The following is a 25,326-nucleotide window of genomic DNA, read 5'->3' on the forward strand; positions in this document are numbered from 1 at the left end:
GAGCTGCAGCTATGAAAAACAATCGTTCGGCCTTGGTCACCGGAGCTGATCGTGGGCTTGGCCTCGCTTTGGCCAAAGGACTGTTGGCGCGAGGTTATAATGTATGGGCAGGGCAGTATGCAGAGGAATGTCAGGCATTGCAGGAGTTGGAGGCAGCTTACGGTAAGCGGCTGCGTCCTATTCGTCTGGACATCAGCGATGCGACGAGTGTAGCGGAAGCGCTGCGTATAGTGGCTGCCCAAACGGAGCAGCTTGATCTGCTCATCAATAATGGAGCCATCCTGGGGAATACGACCTCGACGATTCAGGATGAGTTGGATTTTGAAGACATCGAGCAGGTATTCCGGGTGAATACACTTGGTGCATTGCGTATGACGAATGGGCTGATTGATCTTATTTTAAAAAGCACCGACAAAATCATTGTGAATATTTCATCCGAAGCGGGCAGCGTTGGGGCATGTAAGCGAACCGCTTGGTATGCCTACTGCATGTCCAAGTCTGCGCTCAATATGCAATCACAACTCGTTCATAACCAAATTTCGCCGCAAGGCGGCAAAGTGTTGGTCGTGCATCCCGGTCATGTGCAGTCTTATATGAAAGGTGAGCTAGATGCGACCGCCAAGCTGTCGCCTGAGCAATCTGCTCAGCACATTCTCGGTCTTCTTGAGCAGCGACTCGGATCCGATTGGCCGGATCAGTCACTGGCACTGATTGACTATCAAGGCGGACAATGGCCGTGGTAAGTCATGGCGATATGAAGTACAAGGAGATGAATCCGAATGGCAAGTATTCCTACTTTGCTTCTAGGCAATAACGACGATGCACCGTACCATAAACTGCGGGCAGTGCAGCAGCTTATCATCGATAACTTAGGGGCTTCTTTTCAAGTCACATCCGTTGAAGGCGTTGCACATCTGAAGGTGGACGTCCTCCAGCCCTATCCAGTAGTCATTTCCTACTTAGATATATGGCGGAAAGTACCTGAGGCCGAAGAAACAGCCGGCCTCCTCCAATATGTCGCTGGCGGCGGGGGACTGCTCGTTATTCATAACGGCATCTCCATCCAAGGCAGTCCGGAGCTTAGCCAGCTGATCGGAGCAAGATTCACAGGTCATCCGGCTTACACGACACTCGCTTTCGAGAAGACGGAGAGCGATCATCCGTTAACGAACGGACTGGAGCCTTTCGAGATGGACGAAGAGCCGTATCGCTTCGATCTAGATCCCTTCGCGCCGATCGATCTCCTCTTGACGTACACACATGAAGGCAAACAATGGCCTGCAGCATGGACACGCACATATGGGTTGGGCAGAGTCATTTACTTAATGCCAGGCCATCATCCGCCATCCTTTCAGTCTGAGACATATGGAAAGTGGATCCGTTCTGCCGGTTTCTGGGCAGCAGGCTTGCCAGTCACATGAGCTGACAGGGGGCTCCAACCAGTAGGAGGATACAACCAGTTGACACGAACCAGTGCCTAGAGGCGCTGGTTTTTAATTGTTTTATTATTTGGGGGCGTTGGGTTTGAAGCAGGAGCAGCGGTAGAGCTATTGCTGGCGTGGACGAGAGTAGAGGGACGCTTTCACTTTCACCCATCACTTCATCTACTTTAATTCTTAAAACACCTCATCACTCCCAACACTTATCTACGCCAACTCACCTTTACCTTATTTACTCCAATTCACCGAACACTTAACTACTCTAATTCACTCAACACTTATCTAATCCAATTCACCGAACACTACATCTACTCAAACTCCACCCAGCACCTCATCTACTCCAATTCTCGCATCCCTCCCGTCTACTTAAGCTCTCCCATCACTCCATCTACCTCAACTCGTCCCTCACCCTTCCTCAAAAATGCAAAAATACAACCTTTTAGACTAATTTAGGGTCGAAATTAACAAATACGTGCAAAAAGGCATCAATTTTAATCTATTTCGAGAGAATGACCTGAAAATACCTGGAATTGATGCCTTTTTGCATCAATTTCCAAGAAACGGTGGGGAACCCCCTGTCAAAAGTGCCTTTTTGCACTTTTGACAGGTGTAGCGGATTGAAGACTGGAAGACTTGACGATTGAAGGACTGAAGGACTGAGGACTTGAGGAGTTAAGAGTTCTCAAAAAACCTTATTTACCGCCTACACTCCATTGAATAAGACCTCAAGTCGACCTAAAAAATATTTTATATAGTCAATTTAAAGACTTGTCTTTTATATGTCCCCTTTCATACAATAGGAGAAGATAGTAAGTAACACCTTAGGATAGGAGCGCTGTGTGATGCGTTTTAAAGATGTTTTTTCCATCATCGGCCCCTCGATGATCGGTCCCTCCTCCTCGCATACCGCGGGTGCGATTCGATTGGGACGCGTTGCCAGACAATTGCTAGGCGAGCAGCCGCTCCAAGCAGAGATCACGCTATACGGATCCTTCGCAGATACGTACCGAGGGCATGGCACGGATCTCGCGCTGATCGGTGGAATTATGGATTGGGAGACGGATGATCCACGTATTCCGGGGGCGGCAGATGAAGCGGAAGCGTTAGGCGTCGCTGTGGCTTTTCATATTAGTAAAGATAAGGCCGATCACCCGAACACAGTGGGTATTGTACTTACCTCAGAATCGCGGAAAGTCAGCATGAGAGGGGCCTCGATCGGCGGCGGCAACGTAGAGATTATCAATGTTGATCAATTTGATGTGAAATTCACAGCGAATTACCCTACATTGGTTATTTCCCATCATGATCGGCCAGGTATGATTGCAGATATTACAACGCTGCTAGGGGGCAACCAGATCAATATTGGATTTATGGATTTGGACCGAAAAGGGCGTAACCGCGAAGCGATGACGGTCATTGAGACGGACGCATCTATTTCAGCTACTTTAATCGAACAAATTCTGCATCTAAACATGATCACTGACGTTCGAAAAGTGGATCTGGCAGAAAGAGGCAACGAATGAGATTCCGGACATTAAAACAACTAGCCGATCTATGTGCGGCGGAAGGCTTGACGATAGCAGAAGTGATGCTGGCTGATCAAAGTCACGAATCTGGCAAATCGCCCGAGTATGTATTTGATAAAATGCGTGCCTATTATCAAATCATGAAAGAAGCGGTAACCAAGGGGCTTACCGAGGATACGACCTCGCGAAGCGGGTTAACGGGGAAGGATGCGCAGCGTGTGGCTACCTACCTCACGACAACGGAGGCTTCGCTGGGCGAAGAGGCTTGCAAAGCGATGGCCTACGCCTTAGCGGTATCCGAAGTTAATGCATCCATGGGCCGAATTATTGCGACACCAACGGCGGGCTCATGCGGAATTATTCCAGGGGTATTTATAAGTTCTCAGCAGCGTTTTGGCTGGGAAGATGATCACTTGGTCAAAGGGTTGCTATGTGCAGGTGCGATCGGCTATGTGATCGCCAATAATTCGTTCGTTTCTGGCGCAGAAGGCGGATGTCAGGCTGAAGTTGGTTCGGCAATCGGGATGGCAGCTGGCGCACTCGTTGAGCTGCGCGGCGGTACGCCAGAGCAAGCGATGCATGCGGTCGGTCTTGCGCTGAAGAATACGCTGGGACTAATTTGTGATCCCGTTGGTGGATTAGTAGAAATCCCTTGTATTGTTCGTAACGGTTTCGGTGCAGTTAACGCCATGGCGGCAGCCGACATGGCACTCGCCGGAGTCCGTTCGGTGATCCCTTCCGATGAAGTCGTCCAAGTGATGTATGAGGTAGGCACGGCCATGCCGGAGAAACATCGGGAAACGGCCAAAGGCGGTTTAGCACAGACACCGACAGGGCGCAAAATTATGAAGGAATTGAACCTTAGAAAGAAAGAATAGCAGGCGCACAAATAACCGCCTCTTCATGGTTTTCTTTACCATGAGGAGGCGGTTATTCTCATATGCTAAGAAGCATTTGGCTGCTTTTTGCGTGTAACGCTTTGTCGACCATCAATACTAACCGGAATGTCCCCGTCAACAGTAACGCGGCGAACAATGCGATGTTGTTCTCCATAATCGTTAATCGCATAATGCTGCGTTGCTCGATTATCCCAAATCACGACATCGCCTGGGGACCAGCGCCAACGCACGGTATTTTCCAGCTTCGTGATATGCGATTGAAGAAGTGCGATCAATTGGGCGGAGTCGGCAGAGGATAGACCGAGTATTTTCTTGGCAAAATGCCCAAGCACCAAGCTGCGCTCACCCGTTTCTGGATGCACACGAACGAGAGGATGTTCCGTTTCATATACGGTGGAGGCAAACACGTCCCGATGATGCTGCTTCGCAGAGTCGGATACTTGTGGACGATGGGCAGCATAGTCGTAATCGTTACTATGCAGCGCCCAGAGCTGATCGACCAGATTACGGAGCTCAGTTGGTAAGTGCTCATAAGCAGCAGCCGTATTAGCCCACACCGTATCGCCACCAGAATTAGGAACTACGACTGCTCGCAACACGGAGGCTTGCGGATACGCATCAACGAAAGTCACATCTGTATGCCAGGAGTCAGCTCTCCCCCCATGATTGGAGTCCAGCTCTAGCACATAATCGGTACCCTGTTTGATAGGAACCGTAGGATGAGCGACGGGAGCACCTAACAAGCGTGCGAAAGCTTCTTGTCCAGCGTCATCCAGTTGGTGCTGCCCACGAAAGAACAGCACTTTATGCTGCAATAGGGCTTCTCGAATCGCGGCAACTGACTGTGTATCCAGCCCAGCATGCAAGTCTACGCCCTTAACTTCTGCGCCAACTCTTCCAGCTACCGGCAATACTTCAATATCCCCAACTATTTGCTTAACTTGTTCATGAGTACTCATCGTCATAACCTCCATGGAATATAGTTTTTATGCGCCTTCTACGGCAACAGTCGCATACTGGTTAAGGGGTCTTGCAAGTCCCAAATGCCCGCGAAGTGTAGACCCGGCATATTCGGTGCGGAACAAGCCTCTGCGCTGCAGTTCTGGAATGACAAGCTCGGCGAATTCTTCGATGCCTGCGGGCAAATACGGCGGCATTACATTAAAGCCGTCACTGCCCCCATGCAGGAACCATTCTTCAAGTTGATCGGCGATTTGGATCGGAGTGCCAGCGAATGTGCGATGGCCACGACCGCCAGCAAGTCGGTGAAGCAGCGCGCGAATCGTTAAATTCTCGCGCCCAGCGAGGTCGACGACAAGCTGAAAGCGGCTTTTATTGCCGTTGATGTCGGACAAACTAGGAAGCTCCGGTAACGGTCCGTCCAACGGATACGAATGCAAATCGACGTTCAACATATTCGACAACTGATTGAGCCCATATTCAGGAATAGTTAATTCATTTAATTGTTGCTCTTTCTCTTTCGCCTCTGACTCGGTTCTACCAATAATGGGGCAGATGCCAGGCAATATTTTTAACTGCTCGGGAGAGCGGCCATACTTCACTAATCTAGCTTTGACATCCGAGTAGAATTGCTGGGCTTCAACCAGGGTTTGTTGTGCGGTAAATATCGCCTCGGCATACTGTGCTGCGAATTCTTTGCCATCCTCGGAAGAGCCGGCTTGAACGAGCACGGGATAGCCCTGTGGAGATCGAGGAATGTTCAAGGGACCGCGAACTTTGAATGTGTCGCCAACATGATTGATCTCTCGGACTTTACTCCGATCTGCGAAAGTACCAGACGCCCGATCGATGATGAGCGCTTCATCTTCCCAGCTATCCCATAAGCTGGTGGTGACTTCCAAGAATTCTTTGGCCCGCTCATAACGCTTGCTGTGCTCTAGATGGGAATCCCTGCTGAAGTTGCTAGCTTCAAAAGAACTGCCAGACGTTACAATATTCCAGCCGGCACGCCCTTTGCTAATATGATCCAGCGAAGCGAATTTACGCGCCACGTGAAAAGGTTCATTATACGTCGTTGAGACGGTGCCAATTAGTCCAATATGCTCCGTAACAGCGGCTAGAGCAGACAGCAGTGTGAACGGCTCGAGGCCGACGAACGCGCCATGCTTAATATTTTGACTAACGGCCAACCCATCTGCGAGAAAGAGCGAGTCGAACTTGGCCTTCTCCGCGATTTGCGCGATTCGTTGAAAATACCGAATATCGGTGATGTTCTCAGGCTCCGTATTCTGATGCCGCCATGAAGCTTCGTGATGTCCCGTGTTCATTAGGAAAACATTTAAATGCAGTTGTCTTTTGGATTGACTCATGGTCATTCACGCCACCCCTTCAATTATTCGCTGTATGTTTGCTTCCAACCGGTCAATCTTTTCTCAAGCGTAACCAAAAGGAAATTAATAATGACACCTATTACGGAAATCGAAATAATCCCTGCGTACATGTTCGTAATTTGAAAGCTGAATTGTGTGTATTGAATTAAGTAACCCAAGCCAGATTTGGCTCCAACCATTTCAGCGGCGACCAGTACGAGAATCGAGCTTGCACCTGCCTGTCGAATCCCTACGAAAATAGTGGGAATTGCAGCTGAAATAATGACCTTGCGAAATAGCTGGATGGAAGACAAGCCCATGGAACGAGCTGATTTGATTAAAAGAGGCTCCACATTTTTCACACCACTAATGGTGTTCAGTAGAAGCGGGAAAGCGCAGGCATAGAGCACGATAGCGACTTTGGAGGTTTCACCTAGACCCAATAAAAGAATGAATACGGGCAGAATGGCCAGCGCTGCTGTGTTCCGAAGCAATTCAAGCAAAGGATTGAGATATTCGGATACGGGTTTCCACCAGCCAATCGCAAGACCGAGGGGAATACTGAGAAGGATGGCTAACACGAATCCGCCAAGAGAGCGTGATAAGCTTGCAGTTGTATGCTCAGCTAGATCACCGGAGAGCAGCAGCTGCCACCAGGCGGTAGCGATTTCGGAGATCGGAGGGAAGAACGTGGCGTCGACGAGTCCGAGGCGCGGGGCAAATTCCCATAGTAGCAGCAAGGCGAGGATAACGATGGTATTTTTAAATGTTTTTCGCAGCTTAGTCGTGATCCAACTTATGGCATCAAAGCTTTCCTTTCTACCCAAAATCAGGGCTTTCCCTGCATTTACACTAGCCATTGATAACGCCTCCTTTAGTCACTGATTTACTAGGTTCAAAGCTATCCAAGGTCTTACTTTTCTCTTGTTCTTGGGCTCTGCTTACTTCATCTTTGAGTAAATCCCATACCTCATGCCGCAGCTTGACGAAATCGGGGTTAGATCTCAAATCTTCTTCACTTCTCCTCGATTCAAAAGGAATATCCAGCACGGTTTTGATTCGCCCAGGACGCGAAGTCATGACAGCGACGCGTTGGCCCAAATACACCGCTTCTTCGATACCATGTGTGATGAAAATAATCGTTTTCTTCGTGGCTTCCCAGATGCGCAGTAGTTCGCTTTGCAAGGTTTCCCTTGTTTGGGCATCCAGTGCCGCGAAAGGCTCATCCATCAGCAGCACTTCAGGGTCATAAGCTAAGCTTCTTGCGATCGCAACACGCTGTTTCATGCCACCGGAAATTTCGTGGGGATACCTGTTTTCAAAACCGGATAGCCCCACTAATTGAATGAACTCTAGGGCAATTTTACGTCGTTCCTTACGAGGCACGCCCTTGGCCTCCAAGCCAAACTCCACATTGGCTAGCGTTGTTTTCCATGGAAATAGCGCATACTGCTGGAATACGATACCACGATCAAGATTAGGTCCCGTGATGGGCTTTCCATCTAAAAGAATTTGTCCGCTGCTAGGCTTCGTTAACCCTGCGAGGAGGTCCAGCAGTGTGGACTTACCGCAGCCACTGGGCCCAACAATGACCATGAATTCTCCTTGTTTGACTTCCAAATTAATATCCTGTAAGGCGGAGATCGGCTGTGAATCTTCTTTCAGGTGTCCCAAATTCCGCTGAATGCGGAAAGATTTCTGCACATGCTGAATGCTAATTTTGGCTGTCATTGATTTGCCTCCTTCACTTTATATGCACAATGATAATCAGGACGTTGAAGTTAACTTTTCTCATTGAGGAAAGGGTTAAATTCATTCGTATATAAACCTTTGACCTTCAACTGCCCCTCTTTGATCACACCTTCGTTAACAAGCCATTGGATCCAAGTGTCGAATTCTTTGTCAGAAATGAGCCCGCCTTTTCCTGCAATCCCTGTACTTTTCCAGAACTTAACGGTAGAGGTATCCTCTTTGCGATCGCGTGCGTTGATGATTTTCTCATATCGCGCCACGACTTCAGCTTGGGGTGTTGTACGAGCCCATTCAATGGCTTTGGATGTCGCTTCAACAAATTTGCGAGAGGCGTTCGGATTGTTCTTAATGAATTTGTCCGTCAACACATAGCTTCCAGCACTAAATGTGCCAAACAAATCTTTATCTTTGAATAGTGGGCGAATGCCGCCGCGTTCTTCAGCTTTATCCCGCAGCACTCCGCCTAATGCAGCTACATCAATCTGTGCAGCACGCAGTGTCTGCTCGGTCGTAACAGGAGGCACGACAACTAGTGTGACTTGTTTGATTTCATCTGCCGTAAGTCCGGCTCTGTGTAGATATTCCTTAATGACGAACTCGTGATGTGCGCCTAAGGTATTCACGGCAATTTTCTTGCCGATGAGATCTCTGGCATTTTGAATGGAACTGCCCTCCAAAACGTAATATCCCGTCCACGTATTATCATCGACGCCATAGTAAGAAATAACGGGCTTAATCGGTGCCTTCGCAGCGATTAATTTGACGATGGCGCCATTGAAGGCTCCGCCAAAGTCCGTATCTCCGGTGACAACTGCTTGAATATCTTGCGGGCCGGAGATGGTATTGCCGATAAACTTCAGCTTCAGGGGAGCGAGGTAGCCTAAATCCTCGGCTAATTCGGGATACGTAACGGATCCAACACCGCCTTGATAGCGAAGCTCAGTAACTTCGGGAGTTTGGCCTTTCGCAGAAACGGTTTGATCTTTGTTGCCGCAAGCGGATACGACGAGAGATGAGGCAAGAACGAGAGATAAGGCTGTCACATAACTTCTTGTTAACGGTATGGTCATTTGCGAATTCCCCCTTACGATAATTACTATCCTCTAAACTTATAATTCCTATAGACTTACTGTGTATTAGTTTCTATAATGAAATATACGATTACACCCATTTTCTGTCAATAAACTGGCGACACATGAAGGGCAATGACGATGAATGACCATTATGATTCCAATCGAGGTGACTTTGATGTCCGTACAGCGATTCAATCTGATAACCTTGCAGGAAGCGATTGACATACTCGGTGTAAGCCGTTCGACCTTTGACCGGTGGCGTAAATTAAAGCAACTGCCTTTTGTGAAAATTGGTAAGGAGATCTTAATCGATAAGAAAGAATTAGAGCAGTGGGTGCGTCTCCACACGGTTAGTCTGCAGAATCCTGTGTTTACAGCAGGAGCATCGTCCACGGTTTCCAAACAAGAAATTCCCACTTTAACGATCGGGTATCAGAGCGGAACCGCTCATATGTGGACATCTCTCCTCATGAAAGAGTTGGGTTGGTTGGAAGAAGAGCTTGCCGCCGTTAATCCAAGTCGTGTGGTTCAAGTGAAATGGTTCGATGGTGCTAACGGAGCAGTGCTTCTGCAAGGGATGATAGGCGGCAGCATTCAGATTGCGTCGTTGGGCGACTATCCGATTGTCGTAGGTGCTTCCCTGCGTCAGACATTCCCCGCGTTCCATCCTGTTCTTATCGCCTTTGATGGTAAAACGTCCGGTGGACAGGGAATATCGCTCATTGTGCGTAAAGGGTTAGAGCCCAGTGATATGTCGGAGATTTGCAGTTGGTCCCTTGCGTCGGCAGCACAATCGAGTGCGGGTAGGCGGTTATCGAAGCTGCTTCAATCATTGGGAGGCAATGATAAGCAAGTCATTCACAAAGAGATGGATGAGAGTATGGCGGGGATTGTGAAACGGAAAATTGCGGGATGCGCGATGTGGGAGCCCTATATCTCGTTGGTTCACTACCACGGAGTCGGCAACGTGCTTTTTCAAGAAGGAATGGGGGAAGATTACCTGACGGGCGTCGTCGCAGACGAGAAGTGGGTTCATCATCATGAGGGAGATACCATCGCTTATTTGAAAGCACACCTCCGCGTGCACGCCTTTATTCGAAATGAGCCCGAAGCAGCGGCAGAGCTGATCTCGCGAATCAAAGGAATCCCGACGGAGATTGCCTTAGCCATTATGACTAAAGTCAGATGGGACGCCTCCCTATATACCAAGGATATGAATTCGCTGGCGCAGCTCCACCAAGAGAATGATGCTGCTCGCGCGGCTACATGGTCCCAATTACAGGACATTCGCTGGAACGGTAATTATTTACAACAAGCGATTAAGGCGTTGAAGCTGCCTCATTTAAGCAGTCATCCGTTAGAGGGAGATTGGTCAGCCGAACAGTTGTACTGAAATCCTGCGGTTTCACTTCCATTCCTTTTCGGTATATAGTAAAGAAATGATGTATGTGGAAGGGAGCTAGGAAGAAGACCATGCGCACAACAATGACCACGACCATGACGGAAGAACAACAAGGTATTTTTCCAGCTGTCTGCCCTCTGGATTGCCCAGATCAGTGCGGACTGCTGCTTCATAAAGAAGACGGGAAGATTGTCAAAATCGAAGGAGACCCTGAACACCCCGTGACACAGGGAGCTATCTGCAACAAAGTTCGCAACATGACGGCACGTATTTATGATGATAAAAGATTGCAGTATCCCATGAAACGCGTCGGCCCCAAGGGGGATGAGGCCTCGTTCGAGCAGATTTCCTGGGATGAGGCATTGGACACGATCACGAGTCGCTGGAAGGAACTAATTGCCTCGGAAGGCCCAAAATCCATATTGCCCTATAGTTTCTATGGCAATATGGGTCGAATCGGAACGGAAGGCATGGATCGCCGCTTCTTCCATCGGATGGGCGCGAGCCGTCTGATGTATTCGATTTGCGAATCAGCCGGCACGGAAGGCTACAAATACACGATGGGCGGCAGCTTCGGAACCGATCCGGAGGATACGGTGAATGCGAAGCTGATCATCATGTGGGGCATCAATGCGGTCAGCACGAATATGCATCAGGTGATGCTGGCGGAGAAAGCCCGCAAGAATGGTGCGCAAATCATCGTAATTGATGCGCATAAGAATCAAACAGGCCGCTGGGCGGACTGGTTCATTCCGATTTTGCCGGGAACGGACGCGGCTCTGGCCCTTGGCATCATGCACATCCTGTTCGATGAGGGGATGACGGATGAGGCTTTCCTGCACGAATACACGCTGGGGTACGAAGAGCTTAGGGAGCATGTGAAGCAATACGATCCTGCAGAAGTATCCGCGATTACAGGCGTGCCTGTGGCCGACATCTATCGCCTTGCTCGCTTATATGGCGAGACTTCACCAGCTTTCATTCGTATTGGGAATGGAATCCAACATCACGATAATGGCGGTATGTGCGTGCGGACGATAGCTTGCTTACCGGCGTTAACAGGACAATGGCTGCACCCAGGCGGCGGTGCGATCAAAGGAAATGGCGCTTATTTGGAGCATAATTTGCCGGCTTTGCAACGACCGGATTTGCGCACGAAGGATGCGCGTCTGATCAATATGAACTTGCTGGGCAGCGCTTTGCTCGAGCTCGACCCGCCTATTCGTGCGTTGTACGTATATAATTCGAATCCGGCTTTGGTCGCTCCCCATGCGAATAAAGTGAAAGCGGGGCTGGAGCGAGAGGATCTGTTCACCGTCGTGCATGATCTGTTCCTTACGGAGACAGCCAAGTATGCGGATATTGTGCTGCCAGCGACGTCTTCTTTTGAAAACACAGATTTCTATCGCTCTTATTGGCATCACTATGTGCATCTTCAGCTGCCGGTGATTGCGCCATATGGGGAGAGCAAAGCGAATGTGGATGTGTTCCGATTGCTCGCAGCGAAGATGGGCTACGAAGATGAAGCGCTGCGGGACAGCGATGAAGACATGGTGCGTCAGGCATTGGATCATCCTGGCAACTCGGCATTAGCTGACATTTCGTTCGATGCTTTGTTGGAGAGGGGATTCATGAAGGCTGCGACTCTGCCCTTATTTCCCGGGAAACTACGAACGCCTAGCGGCAAAATTGAGCTGTACTCCGCCGAAATGGCGAGCAAAGGGTATCCGGCGCTGCCTACTTATGTGCCGCTTGCCGAGGACAGTCAGTTGCCATTCATGTTCATCCCAGCGCCGAATCATAACTTCTTGAATTCAACCTTTGCGCATAACGAGAAGCATGTTCGCATGGAGAAAATGCCAAAGCTGCATATGCATGAAGACGATGCATCAGCATTAGGCTTGGCTAACGGCGATACCGCACGGGTGTGGAACGAGCGCGGCGAGTGCGAACTGGTCGTTATGGCTGGCCGCGATGTGGGGCGCGGGGTGGTCGTCAGTCAAGGGTTATGGGCCGATACCCCCGGGGGTAAAACTCGCGTTAATGTCTTGACGCCAGATCGCGTGGCCGATATGGGCGGTGGGGCTACCTTTTTCTCGGGACGGGTAGGCGTGGAAAAGTTGAACTGAGCTTGAACCTTTGGGCGCTTGGCGGCATAGGGTACATCAGGAGATGATGATATATGCCCATACAGCAAAAAGCTTACGCTTTAATCGGAAGACCCGTTGGTATTTCCTTGATGGATGGTACTGGCGTATCCGGTATTCTGTGCAGTGTACAAGATGGATCGATCTACGTCATTGAGTATTTATACCATACACAATTTGCTACGAAGCACTACACGTTCGATCAAGTGAGAGATATTATGCCGTATCCGCAATGCCCACAGCCTGTATATACGCCACAGCCGTTGTACTAAATGGCAGAGCATATAACTGGAGTTGCGTATCTAACCGATCCTTATGGATCGGTTTTTTTGTGGCCATTTCCTAAATTTATCCACTCCCCAACCTAAATAAATGACAATTCAATTTGCGAGAAAGCGAGTATGATCATTTTTGTATACGCTTACAATGGACGAAATCTAAACGATAAGGAGTTTTGTCGGAATGAAATATCATCTTGTCAAAAGTAAGATAAGCATCATGCTGATTTTCTCACTGCTAGTCTCGCTTTTACTGCTTCCTGTAACTAGTATGGCGGCAGATGTTGAGGTAGATGTGGGTACTCCGCTACTCGCTAGTGAGGACGCAGCTCTCCTAAAGGACACGGGAAATGCTAGTGTTGAAACAACGAATTATAACACTAAAACGGATACTGCTGAAGGTGTATTTAGTATCTCAACGAGCAGCACGAAGAAAAAATTAGCCTATTTTAAGTTTAATGTGACCTCTGTGGCTGATGCTACCTACAAATTCTATTTGGAGGTTTCAGCAAAGCGAGGCAGTAGTGAAATTAATACTGATCTGCAAGTTTATGCCCTAGACAACTTTGCCTGGGAAGAAAACACGATTACTTGGCAGACATCACCTTATACGGATTTGACGCAACTTACGAAGCTTGGCCAATTCACGGTAACACAGCCTAATAAGATCAATGGCAGCAGCCAATATCCAGCGCTGTATAAAGTTGACGTGACCGAATATGTTAGACAACATATGGTTGATGGGGTTGTATCTTTTGTTGTTGCCAACAGTTCAAGCAACTCGGTCAACGTCTATTCCAAAGAAGCTACAGGGTTGAATGCGAAGTCACAGCTTCGTGTGACACGTGTCGTACAAAGTGACACCGCACCACCCACTTGGCCAACCGACGCAGCATTAAGGTCATCTAATCTCGGAACCGACTTTGTTGAATTAATGTGGCCAACAGCAACAGACGATAGTTCTGTATCTAATTATAAGATTTATCAAGGGGACACCCTCGTCAAAACAATGACTGGCAATACCTTTACAGCTCAAGGATTATCACCTAACACAAGTGTTACTTATCACGTTTATGCGAGTGATCCTGTTGGGAATACCTCCACGCCATTGACGTACCATGTAACGACATTATCGGCACCCGTTACGCCGTTACAAGTCGTAGAAGTTAATGCTAGCAGCAGCGATGGGAATGTAGAGAGTAACACATTGGATAACAATTTATTCAGCCGTTGGTCAGCATCTGGCGATGGTCAATATATCATGTTTGATCTAGGTGAAACGAAACGGATCGGATATGTCGGGATTTCTTTTTACAAAGGAGATCAACGTTATGCGCCAATTGATATTCAGACGTCCAACGATGCGCTAACCTGGACGAATGTATTCAGTGGCAACAGCCGCTCGGATACCGTCAATATGCAGGCATTTGATATTGCGGATACGGATGCCCGTTTTGTCAAAATTATTGGTCATGGTACATCCGATGGCAAAACGTTCATCAGCCTAACCGAAGTTATGATTTATGCGCCATTCCTGAACGGAGATACACCGGTTGCAGTTGTTCCGAATACGACACCGGAACCGCCGCCAGGAACACTTCCTTTTACGAAAGCTGGCTTGACTAAGCAAGATGGTTCAGCACATCCTTTGCACACGCCTAATCCTGTAACGGGTACAACACATAATGTTGTCGATTATGGCGCTGATCCTGCAGACAATGGGCATGATGACAGGATTGCCATTCAAAGTGCGATTGATGCCTCCTCACCTGGGGACGAAGTGTATATACCGAACGGTGTCTACAATTTAATCTCTTCACCGGATGGTTTCGTGAACATCAAACTCAAATCAGGTGTGAACTTGCGAGGAGAAAGCCAGTCCGACACGATTTTGAAATCAAGCATTGATAACATTAAGAATAGTTCTGTGGTTAAGGCATCGAATCAACATAATATTGTCGTCTCCAATTTGACAATAACTTCAACATGGAACCGTAACTTTTCGCTAGAGCACGCTACCAATAATCCAGATGCCGGGGGACCTGACAGCTCTATTGCCATTGCGAATTATGGGGAATCTCCTTCCTATAACGTGACCATTGATCATGTAACTGTGGAACGATTCAGCCGTATGGCCATTCGGATCGAGAATAGTCATGATGTCGTTGTTCGCCGCAGTACTTTCCGGAATGCAACAGATCTAGGCGGAGGCGGCGCTGGATACGGGACATCCATTCAAGGTATGCCGAAGGTAGATCGACTTGGTTTTGACAATGATACATATTGGAATGTGGTTGAGGACTCCACCTTTCAAGGACCGTATTTGCGACATGGATCGCTCATTCAGAATGTTGCACACAACAACACGTTGCGAAACAATCATTACATCAACACCAAACTGGATGCAATCGACCTTCACGGTGAGTTGGAGTACTTGAACGAAGTATATGGGAATACGATCGAGAATATTTGGACTGGCGGAGGGGTAGGCCTTGGGAATACCGGGGGAACAGCGCCGACGAATCACAGTAAATCTGGTCCTAAGAACTATATCCATGACAACATCATTCGCAATTCACGGGAAGGCATTGTTGTCACCATGGGCACACCAGAAACGTTGATTGAGAACAATGTGATTGAGAATACCACAACGGTAAGTAATGCGGTGGGCATTAATATTTTAAATGGACCCGGAACGCGCGTTATCAATAATATCATTCGTAATAACACGGCGACGAACTACTGGGGAATTATGCTAGAACACGATAATGGTGATAAGAATGCAAACTTTGTAGGAGCGGGCGACCCTCAGGAGGTACAAATTATTGGCAATACCATTACCGGCAATACGTATGGGATTCAATTGCAGGCTGGGACTAACATAGTATTGACGAACAATTATCTGGGCAACTTGGGAACGAATTATGAAAAGGCAGACGGAGTAACGACAACGGAAATTTGGCCGACGCCTCCATTGGATAACAGTTCATCAACTTCATCGTCAACTGGCGGTAGTCCGGTAAGTGACAATTCGGGCATTCTGAACGTCAAAGTAACCGAAGAGAATGGAGTAGCGGTAGCAACAGCAACATTAGATGAGAAGACATTGGATACGCTTATAAAAGCACAAGGAAACGGTCCGATTACTCTCGTGGTGGATGCGCCAAGCGTTGTAGGAAAGGTACAGCTTACTTTGAACCAGTCCTCTCTTCAGAAGCTGAAAGACATCCCGTTCGCAACGATTGAAACCGGCATAGGAAGCGTGAAGCTCCCTCTACATCAATTGGATATGTCTCAATTAGCTCAGATCCAAGTCCATATTGGTAGGAACGAGAATGCTTCAGCACAAGCAAATGCGGCGGGAATCAATGTCGTGAACGCAATCGATTTCACTATTCAGGCAATAACGGGGGATGGGAAATCCGCAACGATATCCAGTTTCAGCTCTTATGTACCGTATGCCGTACAGGTAGATCGGGCGATTAATGAACGCCATCTTGCAGCCGTTAGAGTCGTCAAGGATGCGCAAGGAAATACGACCTATGAACCTGTGCCGCTTACGGTGAAATCAGGAGAGGTGACGCTGTATAGTCATTCCAATGAAACGTTTCTGCTAATTGAAAATGATATTTCTTTTACCGATACGAATGGGCATTGGGCACAAGATGGCATTGAGCGAATGGCCAATAAATGGCTCGTTCAAGGTGTATCCAAAGAAGAGTTCCGTCCGGATCAACCGATCACCCGTGCGGAGCTGGCAACGCTTCTCACTCGCGCGCTGGGCATCAAGCCATCGAATGGCTCTACGGCTTTTAAAGATTTGAGTTCTACGGATTGGTTTAACGATGCTGTACATGCTGCGGTTGAAGGTGGCATTATCAAGGGCTACGAAGACGGTACGTTCCGACCTAATCAGACGATTACGCGTGAGGAAATGGCAGTCATGATTGATCGAGCGCTTCAGTCCGCTGGATATGAGGATCAACAAGCAACGGGTGACACATCAACATTTGCGGATCAAAAGCAAATTCAATCTTGGTCGACGGACGCGGTTCGACGTTTAGTTCAGCTCCAGTTGATGGAGGGGATGACTCCGACATCCTTCGATCCAGAGAAGGAAGCAACGCGTGCACAGAGCGCTGTACTTCTACAGCGCTTACTTCAAATCTTAACGTTTACGAAGTAGGCACAAAAAAGCTTGATCTACCCCCGTTTACTGGGGATTGATCAAGCTTTTTTTCATTCCTCCGCTTGTTTCCTAGCGGTTATCGATTTTCTCTGGATACAGGTCATGATTCATCAAGCGATGTTCAGCCATCGTTTCGTATTTCGTGCCTGGTTGACCCCAGTTGCAGTAAGGATCAATAGAGATGCCGCCGCGTGGCGTGAACTTGCCCCAGACCTCGATATAACGTGGATTCATCAATTCGATGAGATCATTCATAATGATATTGACGCAATCCTCGTGGAAATCACCGTGATTGCGGAAACTGAATAGGTAAAGTTTCAGGGACTTGCTCTCCACCATTTTAATCGTAGGAATATACGAAATGTAGAGGGTTGCGAAATCCGGTTGTCCAGTTACAGGACATAAACTTGTGAACTCAGGGAAGTTGAATTTAACGAAATAGGCCCGATCCGGGTGTTTATTGTCAAATGCTTCTAAGAGTGTTGGGTCATAATTGAACACATACTTCGTGCCTTGATTGCCCAAGAGGGTAATCTCTTTTAAGTCTTCATTACTTCTGCCTGCCATGGGTAATCCTCATTTCATAGTTTTTTAGAGAGGGAGTTTGCGAACCTCTTCTGTTTCTGTACAAAATGTATCATACTCCGCAGGAAAAAGCATCTTGCCGGGAGGTGGCAATTATTACAGTCTTGTGTAGATCTACACTTACAGTGTAACGGGTTGTCCTAGTGCCACGGATTTGTAACCTGCGAGGGCCACAATGGTTGATCGTAGACCATCTTCACCCGTAATCGGCACTTGTTCGCCATTCAGCAACGCTTGAACAAATGCCTTCACTAAGTAAGCATCCATAGAGTCGCCCCAGAAATTCCATTGGCCTTTCCCGTTATCTAAGCTATATAATTCGTTATTTTGAGCAAAAGCATCAATAGATAGTGTTCCTTGCGTTCCCACAATCGTCATCGTCACATCGCCCCATGTGGGGAAAGCGGCATTCCGCGACCAGCTTGTGTCCAAGACACCGACGACGCCATTCTCAAATTTAACATGGATCATACCTGCATCATCAATCGCCAAGTCTTCATTGAATAATGTAGCGGCATAAGCATAGACTTCTTTCACTTCGGCTTGGGTCATCCAATTCATCAAGTCCATGACGTGTACAGTATGATCCAATAAGGCGCCGCCGCCGGATAATTCGGATTGAAGGAACCAGCCAGAAGGCAGTGAGCCGCGATTGGTTCCCTTAATAGCTATGATCTCGCCGATTTCGCCCTGTTCGATAGCTTCTTTCGCTTTAACCACCGAAGCCAAATAGCGGCATGGGAAGGCCGTCATCAACTGAACGCCATGTTCTTTACATGCGGCAATCATGGCCTCCATTTCAGGGACAGAAACACCGAGAGGCTTTTCACAAAGCACATGTTTGCCAGCCTTCGCCGCGGCTATCGTAATGTCTGCATGATGCACGTTCTCTGAACAAATAACGACAGCATCTACGTCCGTCGCGAGTAAATCCTGATAACGTGCGTAATACGGCAGATTGTGCGCAGTGATTACGCTTTCCACGCGGCTATAGTTCTCGTCTGCAATACCGGTCACTTCTACCTGCGAGATCGCTCGTAGTGAATCCAAATAAGAGTATGCATGGCCGTGCGCGAAACTGATCATACCTACTTTTAATTTCTTCATACTGTTTCCTCCTCGAAGGCCCAGCTCGTCTTCAGTTGTACAGATTTCCCCGTGCGAACGGATTCCAACGCAGCCATCGTAATTTCTAAGGCTTTATAAGCATCTTGTGCAGTAACGATGGGCTCGCTTCCGTCTCGAATACACTGAATGAAATGGGCAATTTCTTGATCATAAGGACTCCTGTATCCAGGACTTTGCGGAACTTCTGCGAAACGTCTGCCTTCTGAATCGGAAGGGGCTTTGCAGATGTGAAGGGAACTGCTTTTTTGGCTGTCGCTGCGAATGATGCCTTTGCTGCCTGCAATTTCCACAGTGGTTTGGAAGGGGCCTTGATACCCCCAAAAGGCCTCCACATTGGCAACGGCACCGTTGTCAAAAAGCAGCGTAACTAGCGCATAATCCAAATTATTGACGCGTTGGTTCAAGCCATAGACGGACTTTACTTCGCCGACGGCCCAACGTAGAAAGTCAATATCGTGGATCATGAGATCGGCAATGACGCCTCCGCTCTTGTCGAAATCGTTGAACCATGGTCTGACATCGCCAGGATGTGAACCGATCCGTTTGGCATGAATGACGCCGACGCGTCCTAACTTGCCCTCATCGATGGCTTGCTTCATTTGTACATATTCGGGGAAGAAACGAACGACGTGTCCGACGAACAAGCGGACGCCGTAGTGTTCGCAAGCTTGGATCATGGCTGCTGCATCTTCTAAGTTAAGAGCAAGTGGTTTCTCGCAGATCACATGTTTGCCGGCTTGTGCCGCTTTTAACGTATATTCCTTATGTAAATAGCTGGGCAGTGTCACACTGAGCACATCGAAATCTGCTTCCTTCAGCATGGTTTCGAAAGATGTATAGGCAGGTGCTCCTGTCTTCAGAGAGAGAGCTTCTGCTAGCTCGATATCCAGATCGCATACGCCTGTTAACGCCACATCAGGCATTTGGACATAGCTGAGGGCATGCACATTCCCCATTCCACCGCAACCAACGATCGCTATTTTCATGCCAAATTCACTCCTCATATTATCGTATGAAAATAAGTAACTACGTAATATGATATAGCTATTGGTAGATAGCGTATATGCGGGCATTTATTCAGTTTATATCCAAATTTGTCATCTGTGAAAGTGCGGTGGTTAAAAATCATGGACATTTATAAAGAACCGATCCCTTATCAGAATCCCTCTTTATGCATGAAGGTATGGCGTTTCGCCCAATCAGGGGCAGAAAGAGAATACGGCAATACTTGGCACTATCATAAAGAAGTTGAATTCATTTTAGTTGAGGAAGGCACGCACGAAATACAGACGCAGAATCATGTCTACTCGCTCGAGGCTGGGGATATCTTGCTGATCGGTTCTTCACAACTGCATAGAGGACGCAAGGTGGGCGATAAGGATCTGATATACATCGTACTTCACATAGATCTTCAACCATATTTCGATCCAGCGATGATGAGGTATTACCGCGATTTTTTGGAGATATTTCATCCGTTGGAAGCGCTTAATTATATTTTTCAAGAGAATGAACACGTGAGGAAAGAAATTGCGAGGATTATTACGGATACCCATGATGAAGTGATGGAAGCTAAGAAGGGGTACGAGATTGCCGTTAGCATGCACATAAAGCATCTGCTCTTAATGCTGCTTCGTCATGATCATCGAGACCTGTTAACGACACAGGGCAATGTGGATGGGGATGCGGATATGATTCGGTCGCTTGTTGTCTATGTGGACGAGCATTTGACGGAGAAGATCGATATGGGGGCAGTCAGTCGGATTGCTGGCATGAGTTACTCGTATTTTTCAAAATATTTCAAGAAGAAGATGGGGACTTCTTTTATCGACTATGTCAACCAGAAACGTATTGCCAAAGCAGAACGCTTGCTCGTCACGGAGAAACGCAGTGTGAATGATATTGCAGAGTCGGTCGGCATAGGGAATATGGCCCATTTCTATGAGCTGTTCAAACGATTCAACGGCTGTACGCCTAAACAATATTTGCACAAAATGAATGTAAGTGAACCCCAATCTAAATCGGATGGTGATACAGAAAAAGATTGACAACGTAGTTGAATTATTGAATTATGAACTTGAAAACAAATCTGAAACAAACCAGTTGTGTTTTGAATGGAAAGGAATAGCGCGGGAAAGTGAACTAGATGTGAATCAGAATGGGGTTTGACAAATTCGTTTTGCAGCAAAAGTCAAATAAACGGAGGCCATATGATGATCCAACTTTCAAATCTGGCAGAGTTATTAGCGCTTCAAGTTCATACGATTAAGGATGGGCAGCTTGTTTATGTAGATGGCTATGATCAACAAGGGGATGGCGGTTCCAAGCTTGTTCGTTGGATGAGCGACAGCACCGAAACTGACAATGGCGGCACGATTCATGATCCTAGGCATGGCGGGAGCGGCAGATGGAAGACCGTACATAATGGGGTAGGCGATTATCGGTGGTTCGGTATTCTGGACGCTGCTAAGGATGCCGACGACGCAATGGATGCCATGGTGAACGATGTATCGATTCATCGGATTGAGTCGCATACTGATCTTAACTTTGCTCGACGCCATACGTACGACCGAAGCGGTATCGAACTCGATTTTGGAGGTCATCGTGTCACAACGACGGGGATCGAACTAAATACGCCAAGCAATCCATTCGGCGCCGTTATTTTTTTTCAAGGGAAGGCGACAGGCGAAACACAGAGCCTTACTCTCTCTGCTGAACTTCTAGAGCAATCCGATGTGTTGGAAGTCCTGGATTCGAGGTCTTTTGAAGTAGAAGACTGGTGGGTCGTTAGGATTCAGAACCATCCTGAAGGCTATGCGCAGCGTGAACTGGATTATATGTTGCAGGTTACAGAAATCATAGATAATAGACATATTCGTGTGAATTATAAGCTCGGGTGGACACTTGCAGCGGGAAGGGAAATCACATTTAAGAAAATGCAGCCTGTCCTGCGTAGTCACATTAGGAATATGCATTTTATCGGTGTTTCTGTGCCTGACAATGGATCGACGAGCGTAAAACCGTCAGAAGATTGGGATCAAATAGGCTCACATCCTATTGCATATGAATTCGCCGTTTCTTGCGATGTTAGTGACGTGACAGCCACGAAGGTTTTCTGGCCAGTCATCGAGCGGCGGTACTGCACCCATTTTGTGACGGAGCGTTGTAGGCTAATGAACCCAGAGGAAGTGATTTGGGGAGGAACTGGCTACCTGACGCAGCAACTCAATGTGTTGTACGGTCATGTTCGCGATTGCCATACAAGTAATGCTCGGCACTTGAATGATTTCACATGCGGTGCGTACTGTATGGTTGAAAATTGCCATGGTGACGGGGATGAACATGGTTCTTATGTCACACATGGCCAATACGAGCATGATCTCACGTTTATCGGGAATTCGGGTTTGTTGTCCTTTGCCAACAGCGGTACGACTTGGGGGGATAGTGCCAAACGAATCACCGTGAAGAAACATGTGGCCTCGCGTGTAGTAGCGCACAAACGAATTACGGATTTGACGTTGGAGGATGTTCACGCTGTCTGGAAAGAGGGATTGGTGGATTCCGGTACGATATGGGCCAATGCAGATGGGTTGCAAATGCGAGGCTGCACGGCAGACACGATGCTTACACTATCTCAGAGTTCATCACGTTCAAAGCGAAGCAATCTTGCGGATGGTTGTTCTTTTGGAATGTCGAAAGGGGCTGAAATCGCCCGTAATACTGCGAATACCCAAGTAGGTTTTCGCCCAGTTACGACGAATTTCACGATGCAGCATTGCCAATTTCATAATGTTGATGATAATTCCTTCGGCAGTATTAGCAAGTTGGTTTTGATCAATACCTGGTTTAGAGGTGCTTCTCCAGGAGCTAAGCCCCTTCAGGTTTGGTGTCCCGAAGTGGTGATGCAAGGCGGTGGTTGTGAGAATAGCGGGATGGTCATGATGGGGGCATTTCAGTCTGATGAGAACGGTGCGACTGAGCAATCCATTACGGTTGATGGCGGCACGGAGTTCAGTGGAATGAATGCAGACAAAGCGTATTTCATACGTAAAGATGTGTCAGGAATGATGACGTGGATATTCGGAGATCACAAAAGCTTAGCTAAGGATGTGGAGACAGCCCATTTCAGCCTATCTAGCGGTCCGAATAGAATGAGAGTGATAGGTTCTCGATTCTATGGAGGTAAGTATGAGATCGCGGAAAATGCCTTCAACCATGGCTCGTACTTACTTATGACGGCATGTATAGAAGAGGGCGTTGAACGGTGCTCTATCCCCATGGAATCGGATCGGGTGAAGCATACAGAGGGCAATATAATCATGCCAAAATAATAGAAGGGGCCTGTCTTTTACAGATAGGCTCTTTATTTATGTTAACTTCATGTCATATATTTAAAGTTTAATGTAATATTATATAACATTGAAAGCGATTCCAATTTCAAAAAGTTATTGACAACGCATGTGTTGGCTATTTATAATAAAAAACATCAGAAACAAACCACAAATAATAAAAAATGTTATCGTGGTGTACTTTACAAATTAGAAATAAACCAGGAAAGAGGTAGGGGTTATGAAAGCAGTAAAGGGCATCAATGGGTCAGCACAAGTGTTGGAGCTTCCGAACCCGGAAATGATTCCTCAATTTGTCAAAGTGAAAACGGAATATTCCGTCGTTAGCGTAGGCACCGAGCTGATGATGATAACGAATAATGGGGATGCCAATTTGGGCTACAGTGCCAGTGGCATCGTAATGGAAGTAGGGGAAGGTGTTACTCACGTCGTCCCTGGACAACGAGTCGCATGTTACGGGGTACCAGCTCATAGGGAGCTCTTGCTAGTACCCAAGCATTTGGTCGTGCCTGTACCAGAAGGGGTGACTCTGGAAGAAGCGGCATTTGTCGGTATTGGTGCGATTGCCATACATGCTTTGCGTCAGGCACAACTAAGCTTCGGCGAAACGATTGTCATCGCAGGTCTTGGCATACTTGGGCAAGTCATCGCCCGTATTGCATATGCCGCATCTTATAGAGTGATCGGTTTGGAGTTGATCGAGGAGCGCTGCCGCACGCTTGAGGCGATTGGAGCGGTAGCTTGCCGCACCAAGGAAGAGCTTCAGAGGGCTGTGGAATTCGATCCTGCTTGCAAAGGTGCAGATGCGGTCATGCTTTGTGCGAGCAATAGGAAGTTTAGTATGATAGATGATGCGCTAGGTTGGCTGCGAGACCGCGGTCGTGTCGTGATCGTCGGAGATACAGGAACGGAATTTGATCGGGATCTGCTTTTTATGAAAGAAGCGAGTGTTCATATTTCTCGTGCGGGTGGTCCTGGTCGCTATGAGGAAACCTATGAAAAGCAAGGGGTCGATTACCCAATTGGCTACGTTCGTTGGACGGAAGGCAGGAATATGGGGGAATTCTTACGATTAATTGCACAGAAAAGGATCGACATTCAATCATTGATTACCAATGAGTGCTCACTCGAAGAATTGCCTACCATGTATCGAAGCTGCTTTGAAAAGCCTCAGCAATCCATGGGTATTGTCGTGCGATATGAACAACCTAACCCCGCCGGAGTTGCAGATTCCTTTAACAACTAATAAAGGAGGTGATGGGGTATGCGAGCCAGTGTGAAGTCGATTTCCGGTGAACGCATAGGAAAGAGACGATTAACCACCCATGTGTGGAAAACGTTTCTCCGATACAAATGGTTGTATTTACTTATGGTTCCGGGAATTGTGTATTACCTCATTTATCACTATGTACCGATGTTCGGACTGGTGATTGCGTTTAAGAAGTATAACCTCATGAAGGGGTTATGGGGGAGTGAGTGGGTGGGCTTCGATAATTTTCGAACGATATTCGCCTCGCCAGAATTTCCTAGTCTAGTACGCAATACATTGCTGATCAGTGTGTATCGAATTTTGTTCAACATGCTCCCAGACGTGATGCTGGCACTTATTTTAAATGAAATTCGTGCGCCTTGGTTCAAAAAAATTGTACAGACAATCACTTACGGACCTCATTTCTTATCGTGGATTATTGTGTATGGTCTTGTGTTTTCCTTCTTTGCACCTGGTGCGGGGTTAGTTACAACGTTCTTCCGAGACATGGGATGGGGAGAACTTGATGTCCTAACCAACTCAGACTATTTCCGTTCGCTGTTAGTGACCTCCGATATTTGGAAGAGCACTGGCTTCGGAGCCATCATCTACTTGGCAGCATTGGCTTCAATCAACCATGAATTATATGAAGCGGCTGTTGTTGATGGTGCAGGCCGTTGGCGGCAATTGTGGCATATTACGCTCCCAGGTATTCGCGAAGTGTTCATTTTACTGTTAATCTTGCGAATCGGACATATTATGGATGCTGGTTTCGAACAGGTTTACATATTCCTGAATGCCCGCGTTTATGATGTGGGAGATATTCTTGACACCTGGATCTTCCGCCGAGGCATTGAACAGATGGAATTCAGTGTTCCAGCGGCAATGGGGGTATTCAAATCAGTCATCGGTCTGGTACTTGTAATTGGAGCGAATAAACTGGCCAAAAAAGTCGGCGGGTCCGGCATCTGGTAAAGGAGGCA

General features: G+C 47.6%; 20 protein-coding genes and 1 riboswitch. Of the genes, 12 read left to right on the forward strand and 8 right to left on the reverse strand.

Annotated elements, in window-relative coordinates:
* Window positions 1–11 precede the first annotated feature (11 nt).
* From AC58PV_RS18180 to sdaAA, 4 genes are all read left to right on the forward strand, one after another.
* Window positions 12–743, forward strand: coding sequence for an SDR family NAD(P)-dependent oxidoreductase (locus tag AC58PV_RS18180; RefSeq protein ID WP_497433655.1), 732 nt, complete (start codon window positions 12–14; stop codon window positions 741–743).
* A 36-nt stretch (window positions 744–779) separates the two neighbouring features.
* On the forward strand, window positions 780–1,421 hold the full coding sequence (locus tag AC58PV_RS18185) for a ThuA domain-containing protein (RefSeq protein ID WP_497433657.1): 642 nt from the start codon (window positions 780–782) through the stop codon (window positions 1,419–1,421).
* Window positions 1,422–2,281: 860 nt separating this feature from the next.
* A complete protein-coding gene (gene sdaAB, locus AC58PV_RS18190) occupies window positions 2,282–2,962 on the forward strand; it encodes an L-serine ammonia-lyase, iron-sulfur-dependent subunit beta (RefSeq protein ID WP_497433658.1) in 681 nt (226 codons plus the stop codon).
* Window positions 2,959–3,843, forward strand: a complete 885-nt coding sequence (gene sdaAA, locus AC58PV_RS18195; RefSeq protein ID WP_497433659.1) for an L-serine ammonia-lyase, iron-sulfur-dependent, subunit alpha — start codon at window positions 2,959–2,961, stop codon at window positions 3,841–3,843. The genes sdaAB and sdaAA overlap by 4 nt, the downstream gene beginning before the upstream one ends.
* A gap of 65 nt (window positions 3,844–3,908) precedes the next feature.
* On the opposite strand, the gene AC58PV_RS18200 is transcribed toward sdaAA, so the two are convergent.
* From AC58PV_RS18200 to AC58PV_RS18220, 5 genes are read right to left on the reverse strand one after another with little or no spacing between them, the layout of a single operon-like run.
* Window positions 3,909–4,823, reverse strand: coding sequence for a TauD/TfdA dioxygenase family protein (locus AC58PV_RS18200; RefSeq protein WP_497433660.1), 915 nt, complete (start codon window positions 4,821–4,823; stop codon window positions 3,909–3,911).
* 27 nt (window positions 4,824–4,850) lie between these two features.
* On the reverse strand, window positions 4,851–6,194 hold the full coding sequence (locus tag AC58PV_RS18205; protein WP_497433744.1) for an LLM class flavin-dependent oxidoreductase: 1,344 nt from the start codon (window positions 6,192–6,194) through the stop codon (window positions 4,851–4,853).
* Window positions 6,195–6,217: 23 nt separating this feature from the next.
* Complete coding sequence (locus AC58PV_RS18210) at window positions 6,218–7,054, reverse strand: ABC transporter permease (RefSeq protein ID WP_497433662.1); 837 nt, start codon at window positions 7,052–7,054, stop codon at window positions 6,218–6,220.
* Window positions 7,047–7,925: an ABC transporter ATP-binding protein gene (locus tag AC58PV_RS18215; RefSeq protein WP_497433663.1), complete on the reverse strand. Its 879-nt coding sequence runs from the start codon at window positions 7,923–7,925 to the stop codon at window positions 7,047–7,049. The genes AC58PV_RS18210 and AC58PV_RS18215 overlap by 8 nt, the downstream gene beginning before the upstream one ends.
* Window positions 7,926–7,975: 50 nt before the next feature.
* On the reverse strand, window positions 7,976–9,016 hold the full coding sequence (locus AC58PV_RS18220; protein WP_497433664.1) for an ABC transporter substrate-binding protein: 1,041 nt from the start codon (window positions 9,014–9,016) through the stop codon (window positions 7,976–7,978).
* A gap of 145 nt (window positions 9,017–9,161) precedes the next feature.
* Here AC58PV_RS18220 and AC58PV_RS18225 point away from each other — a divergent pair, with 145 nt between their 5' ends.
* The 4 genes from AC58PV_RS18225 (at window position 9,162) to AC58PV_RS18240 (ending at window position 17,032) form a co-directional block, all read left to right on the forward strand.
* Entirely contained in the window at window positions 9,162–10,412 is a 1,251-nt protein-coding gene (locus AC58PV_RS18225; RefSeq protein ID WP_497433665.1) for a helix-turn-helix domain-containing protein, read from the forward strand.
* A gap of 80 nt (window positions 10,413–10,492) precedes the next feature.
* Entirely contained in the window at window positions 10,493–12,550 is a 2,058-nt protein-coding gene (locus AC58PV_RS18230) for a molybdopterin oxidoreductase family protein (RefSeq protein WP_497433666.1), read from the forward strand.
* 53 nt (window positions 12,551–12,603) lie between these two features.
* The gene (locus tag AC58PV_RS18235; protein ID WP_497433668.1) at window positions 12,604–12,840 is read left to right on the forward strand and encodes a hypothetical protein; all 237 of its coding nucleotides are present in this window, start codon (window positions 12,604–12,606) and stop codon (window positions 12,838–12,840) included.
* 190 nt (window positions 12,841–13,030) lie between these two features.
* Complete coding sequence (locus tag AC58PV_RS18240; RefSeq protein ID WP_497433669.1) at window positions 13,031–17,032, forward strand: S-layer homology domain-containing protein; 4,002 nt, start codon at window positions 13,031–13,033, stop codon at window positions 17,030–17,032.
* 72 nt (window positions 17,033–17,104) lie between these two features.
* Here the strand turns inward: AC58PV_RS18240 and queF are convergent, their stop codons facing one another.
* The 3 genes from queF to AC58PV_RS18255 all read right to left on the reverse strand — a co-directional run bounded on the left by queF (window position 17,105) and on the right by AC58PV_RS18255 (window position 19,734).
* Entirely contained in the window at window positions 17,105–17,602 is a 498-nt protein-coding gene (gene queF, locus AC58PV_RS18245) for a preQ(1) synthase (RefSeq protein ID WP_497433670.1), read from the reverse strand.
* Window positions 17,603–17,612: 10 nt separating this feature from the next.
* Window positions 17,613–17,656, reverse strand: a riboswitch (PreQ1 riboswitch).
* Window positions 17,657–17,740: 84 nt separating this feature from the next.
* The gene (locus AC58PV_RS18250) at window positions 17,741–18,727 is read right to left on the reverse strand and encodes a Gfo/Idh/MocA family protein (RefSeq protein WP_497433671.1); all 987 of its coding nucleotides are present in this window, start codon (window positions 18,725–18,727) and stop codon (window positions 17,741–17,743) included.
* A complete protein-coding gene (locus AC58PV_RS18255) occupies window positions 18,724–19,734 on the reverse strand; it encodes a Gfo/Idh/MocA family protein (RefSeq protein WP_497433673.1) in 1,011 nt (336 codons plus the stop codon). Before AC58PV_RS18255 ends, AC58PV_RS18250 begins: the two co-directional genes overlap by 4 nt.
* A 141-nt stretch (window positions 19,735–19,875) precedes the next feature.
* Here AC58PV_RS18255 and AC58PV_RS18260 point away from each other — a divergent pair, with 141 nt between their 5' ends.
* The 4 genes from AC58PV_RS18260 to AC58PV_RS18275 all read left to right on the forward strand — a co-directional run bounded on the left by AC58PV_RS18260 (window position 19,876) and on the right by AC58PV_RS18275 (window position 25,318).
* Complete coding sequence (locus tag AC58PV_RS18260) at window positions 19,876–20,793, forward strand: helix-turn-helix domain-containing protein (RefSeq protein ID WP_497433674.1); 918 nt, start codon at window positions 19,876–19,878, stop codon at window positions 20,791–20,793.
* A gap of 162 nt (window positions 20,794–20,955) precedes the next feature.
* Window positions 20,956–23,076: a putative phage tail protein gene (locus AC58PV_RS18265; protein WP_497433675.1), complete on the forward strand. Its 2,121-nt coding sequence runs from the start codon at window positions 20,956–20,958 to the stop codon at window positions 23,074–23,076.
* A gap of 238 nt (window positions 23,077–23,314) precedes the next feature.
* On the forward strand, window positions 23,315–24,340 hold the full coding sequence (locus tag AC58PV_RS18270) for a zinc-dependent alcohol dehydrogenase (RefSeq protein WP_497433676.1): 1,026 nt from the start codon (window positions 23,315–23,317) through the stop codon (window positions 24,338–24,340).
* 18 nt (window positions 24,341–24,358) lie between these two features.
* Window positions 24,359–25,318, forward strand: a complete 960-nt coding sequence (locus AC58PV_RS18275) for an ABC transporter permease (RefSeq protein WP_497433678.1) — start codon at window positions 24,359–24,361, stop codon at window positions 25,316–25,318.
* Window positions 25,319–25,326: the final 8 nt, after the last annotated feature.

The organism is Paenibacillus sp. J22FR83, from assembly GCF_059691955.1.

What these genes read in the sequence shown, in the direction of transcription:
- AC58PV_RS18180 (WP_497433655.1), top strand. Translation starts at nt 12, where the DNA reads ATGAAAAACAATCGTTCGGCCTTGGTCACCGGAGCTGATCGTGGGCTT.
- AC58PV_RS18185 (WP_497433657.1), top strand. Translation starts at nt 780, where the DNA reads ATGGCAAGTATTCCTACTTTGCTTCTAGGCAATAACGACGATGCACCG.
- sdaAB (WP_497433658.1), top strand. Translation starts at nt 2,282, where the DNA reads ATGCGTTTTAAAGATGTTTTTTCCATCATCGGCCCCTCGATGATCGGT.
- sdaAA (WP_497433659.1), top strand. Translation starts at nt 2,959, where the DNA reads ATGAGATTCCGGACATTAAAACAACTAGCCGATCTATGTGCGGCGGAA.
- AC58PV_RS18200 (WP_497433660.1), bottom strand. Translation starts at nt 4,823, where the DNA reads ATGAGTACTCATGAACAAGTTAAGCAAATAGTTGGGGATATTGAAGTA.
- AC58PV_RS18205 (WP_497433744.1), bottom strand. Translation starts at nt 6,194, where the DNA reads ATGAGTCAATCCAAAAGACAACTGCATTTAAATGTTTTCCTAATGAAC.
- AC58PV_RS18210 (WP_497433662.1), bottom strand. Translation starts at nt 7,054, where the DNA reads ATGGCTAGTGTAAATGCAGGGAAAGCCCTGATTTTGGGTAGAAAGGAA.
- AC58PV_RS18215 (WP_497433663.1), bottom strand. Translation starts at nt 7,925, where the DNA reads ATGACAGCCAAAATTAGCATTCAGCATGTGCAGAAATCTTTCCGCATT.
- AC58PV_RS18220 (WP_497433664.1), bottom strand. Translation starts at nt 9,016, where the DNA reads ATGACCATACCGTTAACAAGAAGTTATGTGACAGCCTTATCTCTCGTT.
- AC58PV_RS18225 (WP_497433665.1), top strand. Translation starts at nt 9,162, where the DNA reads ATGACCATTATGATTCCAATCGAGGTGACTTTGATGTCCGTACAGCGA.
- AC58PV_RS18230 (WP_497433666.1), top strand. Translation starts at nt 10,493, where the DNA reads ATGCGCACAACAATGACCACGACCATGACGGAAGAACAACAAGGTATT.
- AC58PV_RS18235 (WP_497433668.1), top strand. Translation starts at nt 12,604, where the DNA reads ATGCCCATACAGCAAAAAGCTTACGCTTTAATCGGAAGACCCGTTGGT.
- AC58PV_RS18240 (WP_497433669.1), top strand. Translation starts at nt 13,031, where the DNA reads ATGAAATATCATCTTGTCAAAAGTAAGATAAGCATCATGCTGATTTTC.
- queF (WP_497433670.1), bottom strand. Translation starts at nt 17,602, where the DNA reads ATGGCAGGCAGAAGTAATGAAGACTTAAAAGAGATTACCCTCTTGGGC.
- AC58PV_RS18250 (WP_497433671.1), bottom strand. Translation starts at nt 18,727, where the DNA reads ATGAAGAAATTAAAAGTAGGTATGATCAGTTTCGCGCACGGCCATGCA.
- AC58PV_RS18255 (WP_497433673.1), bottom strand. Translation starts at nt 19,734, where the DNA reads ATGAAAATAGCGATCGTTGGTTGCGGTGGAATGGGGAATGTGCATGCC.
- AC58PV_RS18260 (WP_497433674.1), top strand. Translation starts at nt 19,876, where the DNA reads ATGGACATTTATAAAGAACCGATCCCTTATCAGAATCCCTCTTTATGC.
- AC58PV_RS18265 (WP_497433675.1), top strand. Translation starts at nt 20,956, where the DNA reads ATGATGATCCAACTTTCAAATCTGGCAGAGTTATTAGCGCTTCAAGTT.
- AC58PV_RS18270 (WP_497433676.1), top strand. Translation starts at nt 23,315, where the DNA reads ATGAAAGCAGTAAAGGGCATCAATGGGTCAGCACAAGTGTTGGAGCTT.
- AC58PV_RS18275 (WP_497433678.1), top strand. Translation starts at nt 24,359, where the DNA reads ATGCGAGCCAGTGTGAAGTCGATTTCCGGTGAACGCATAGGAAAGAGA.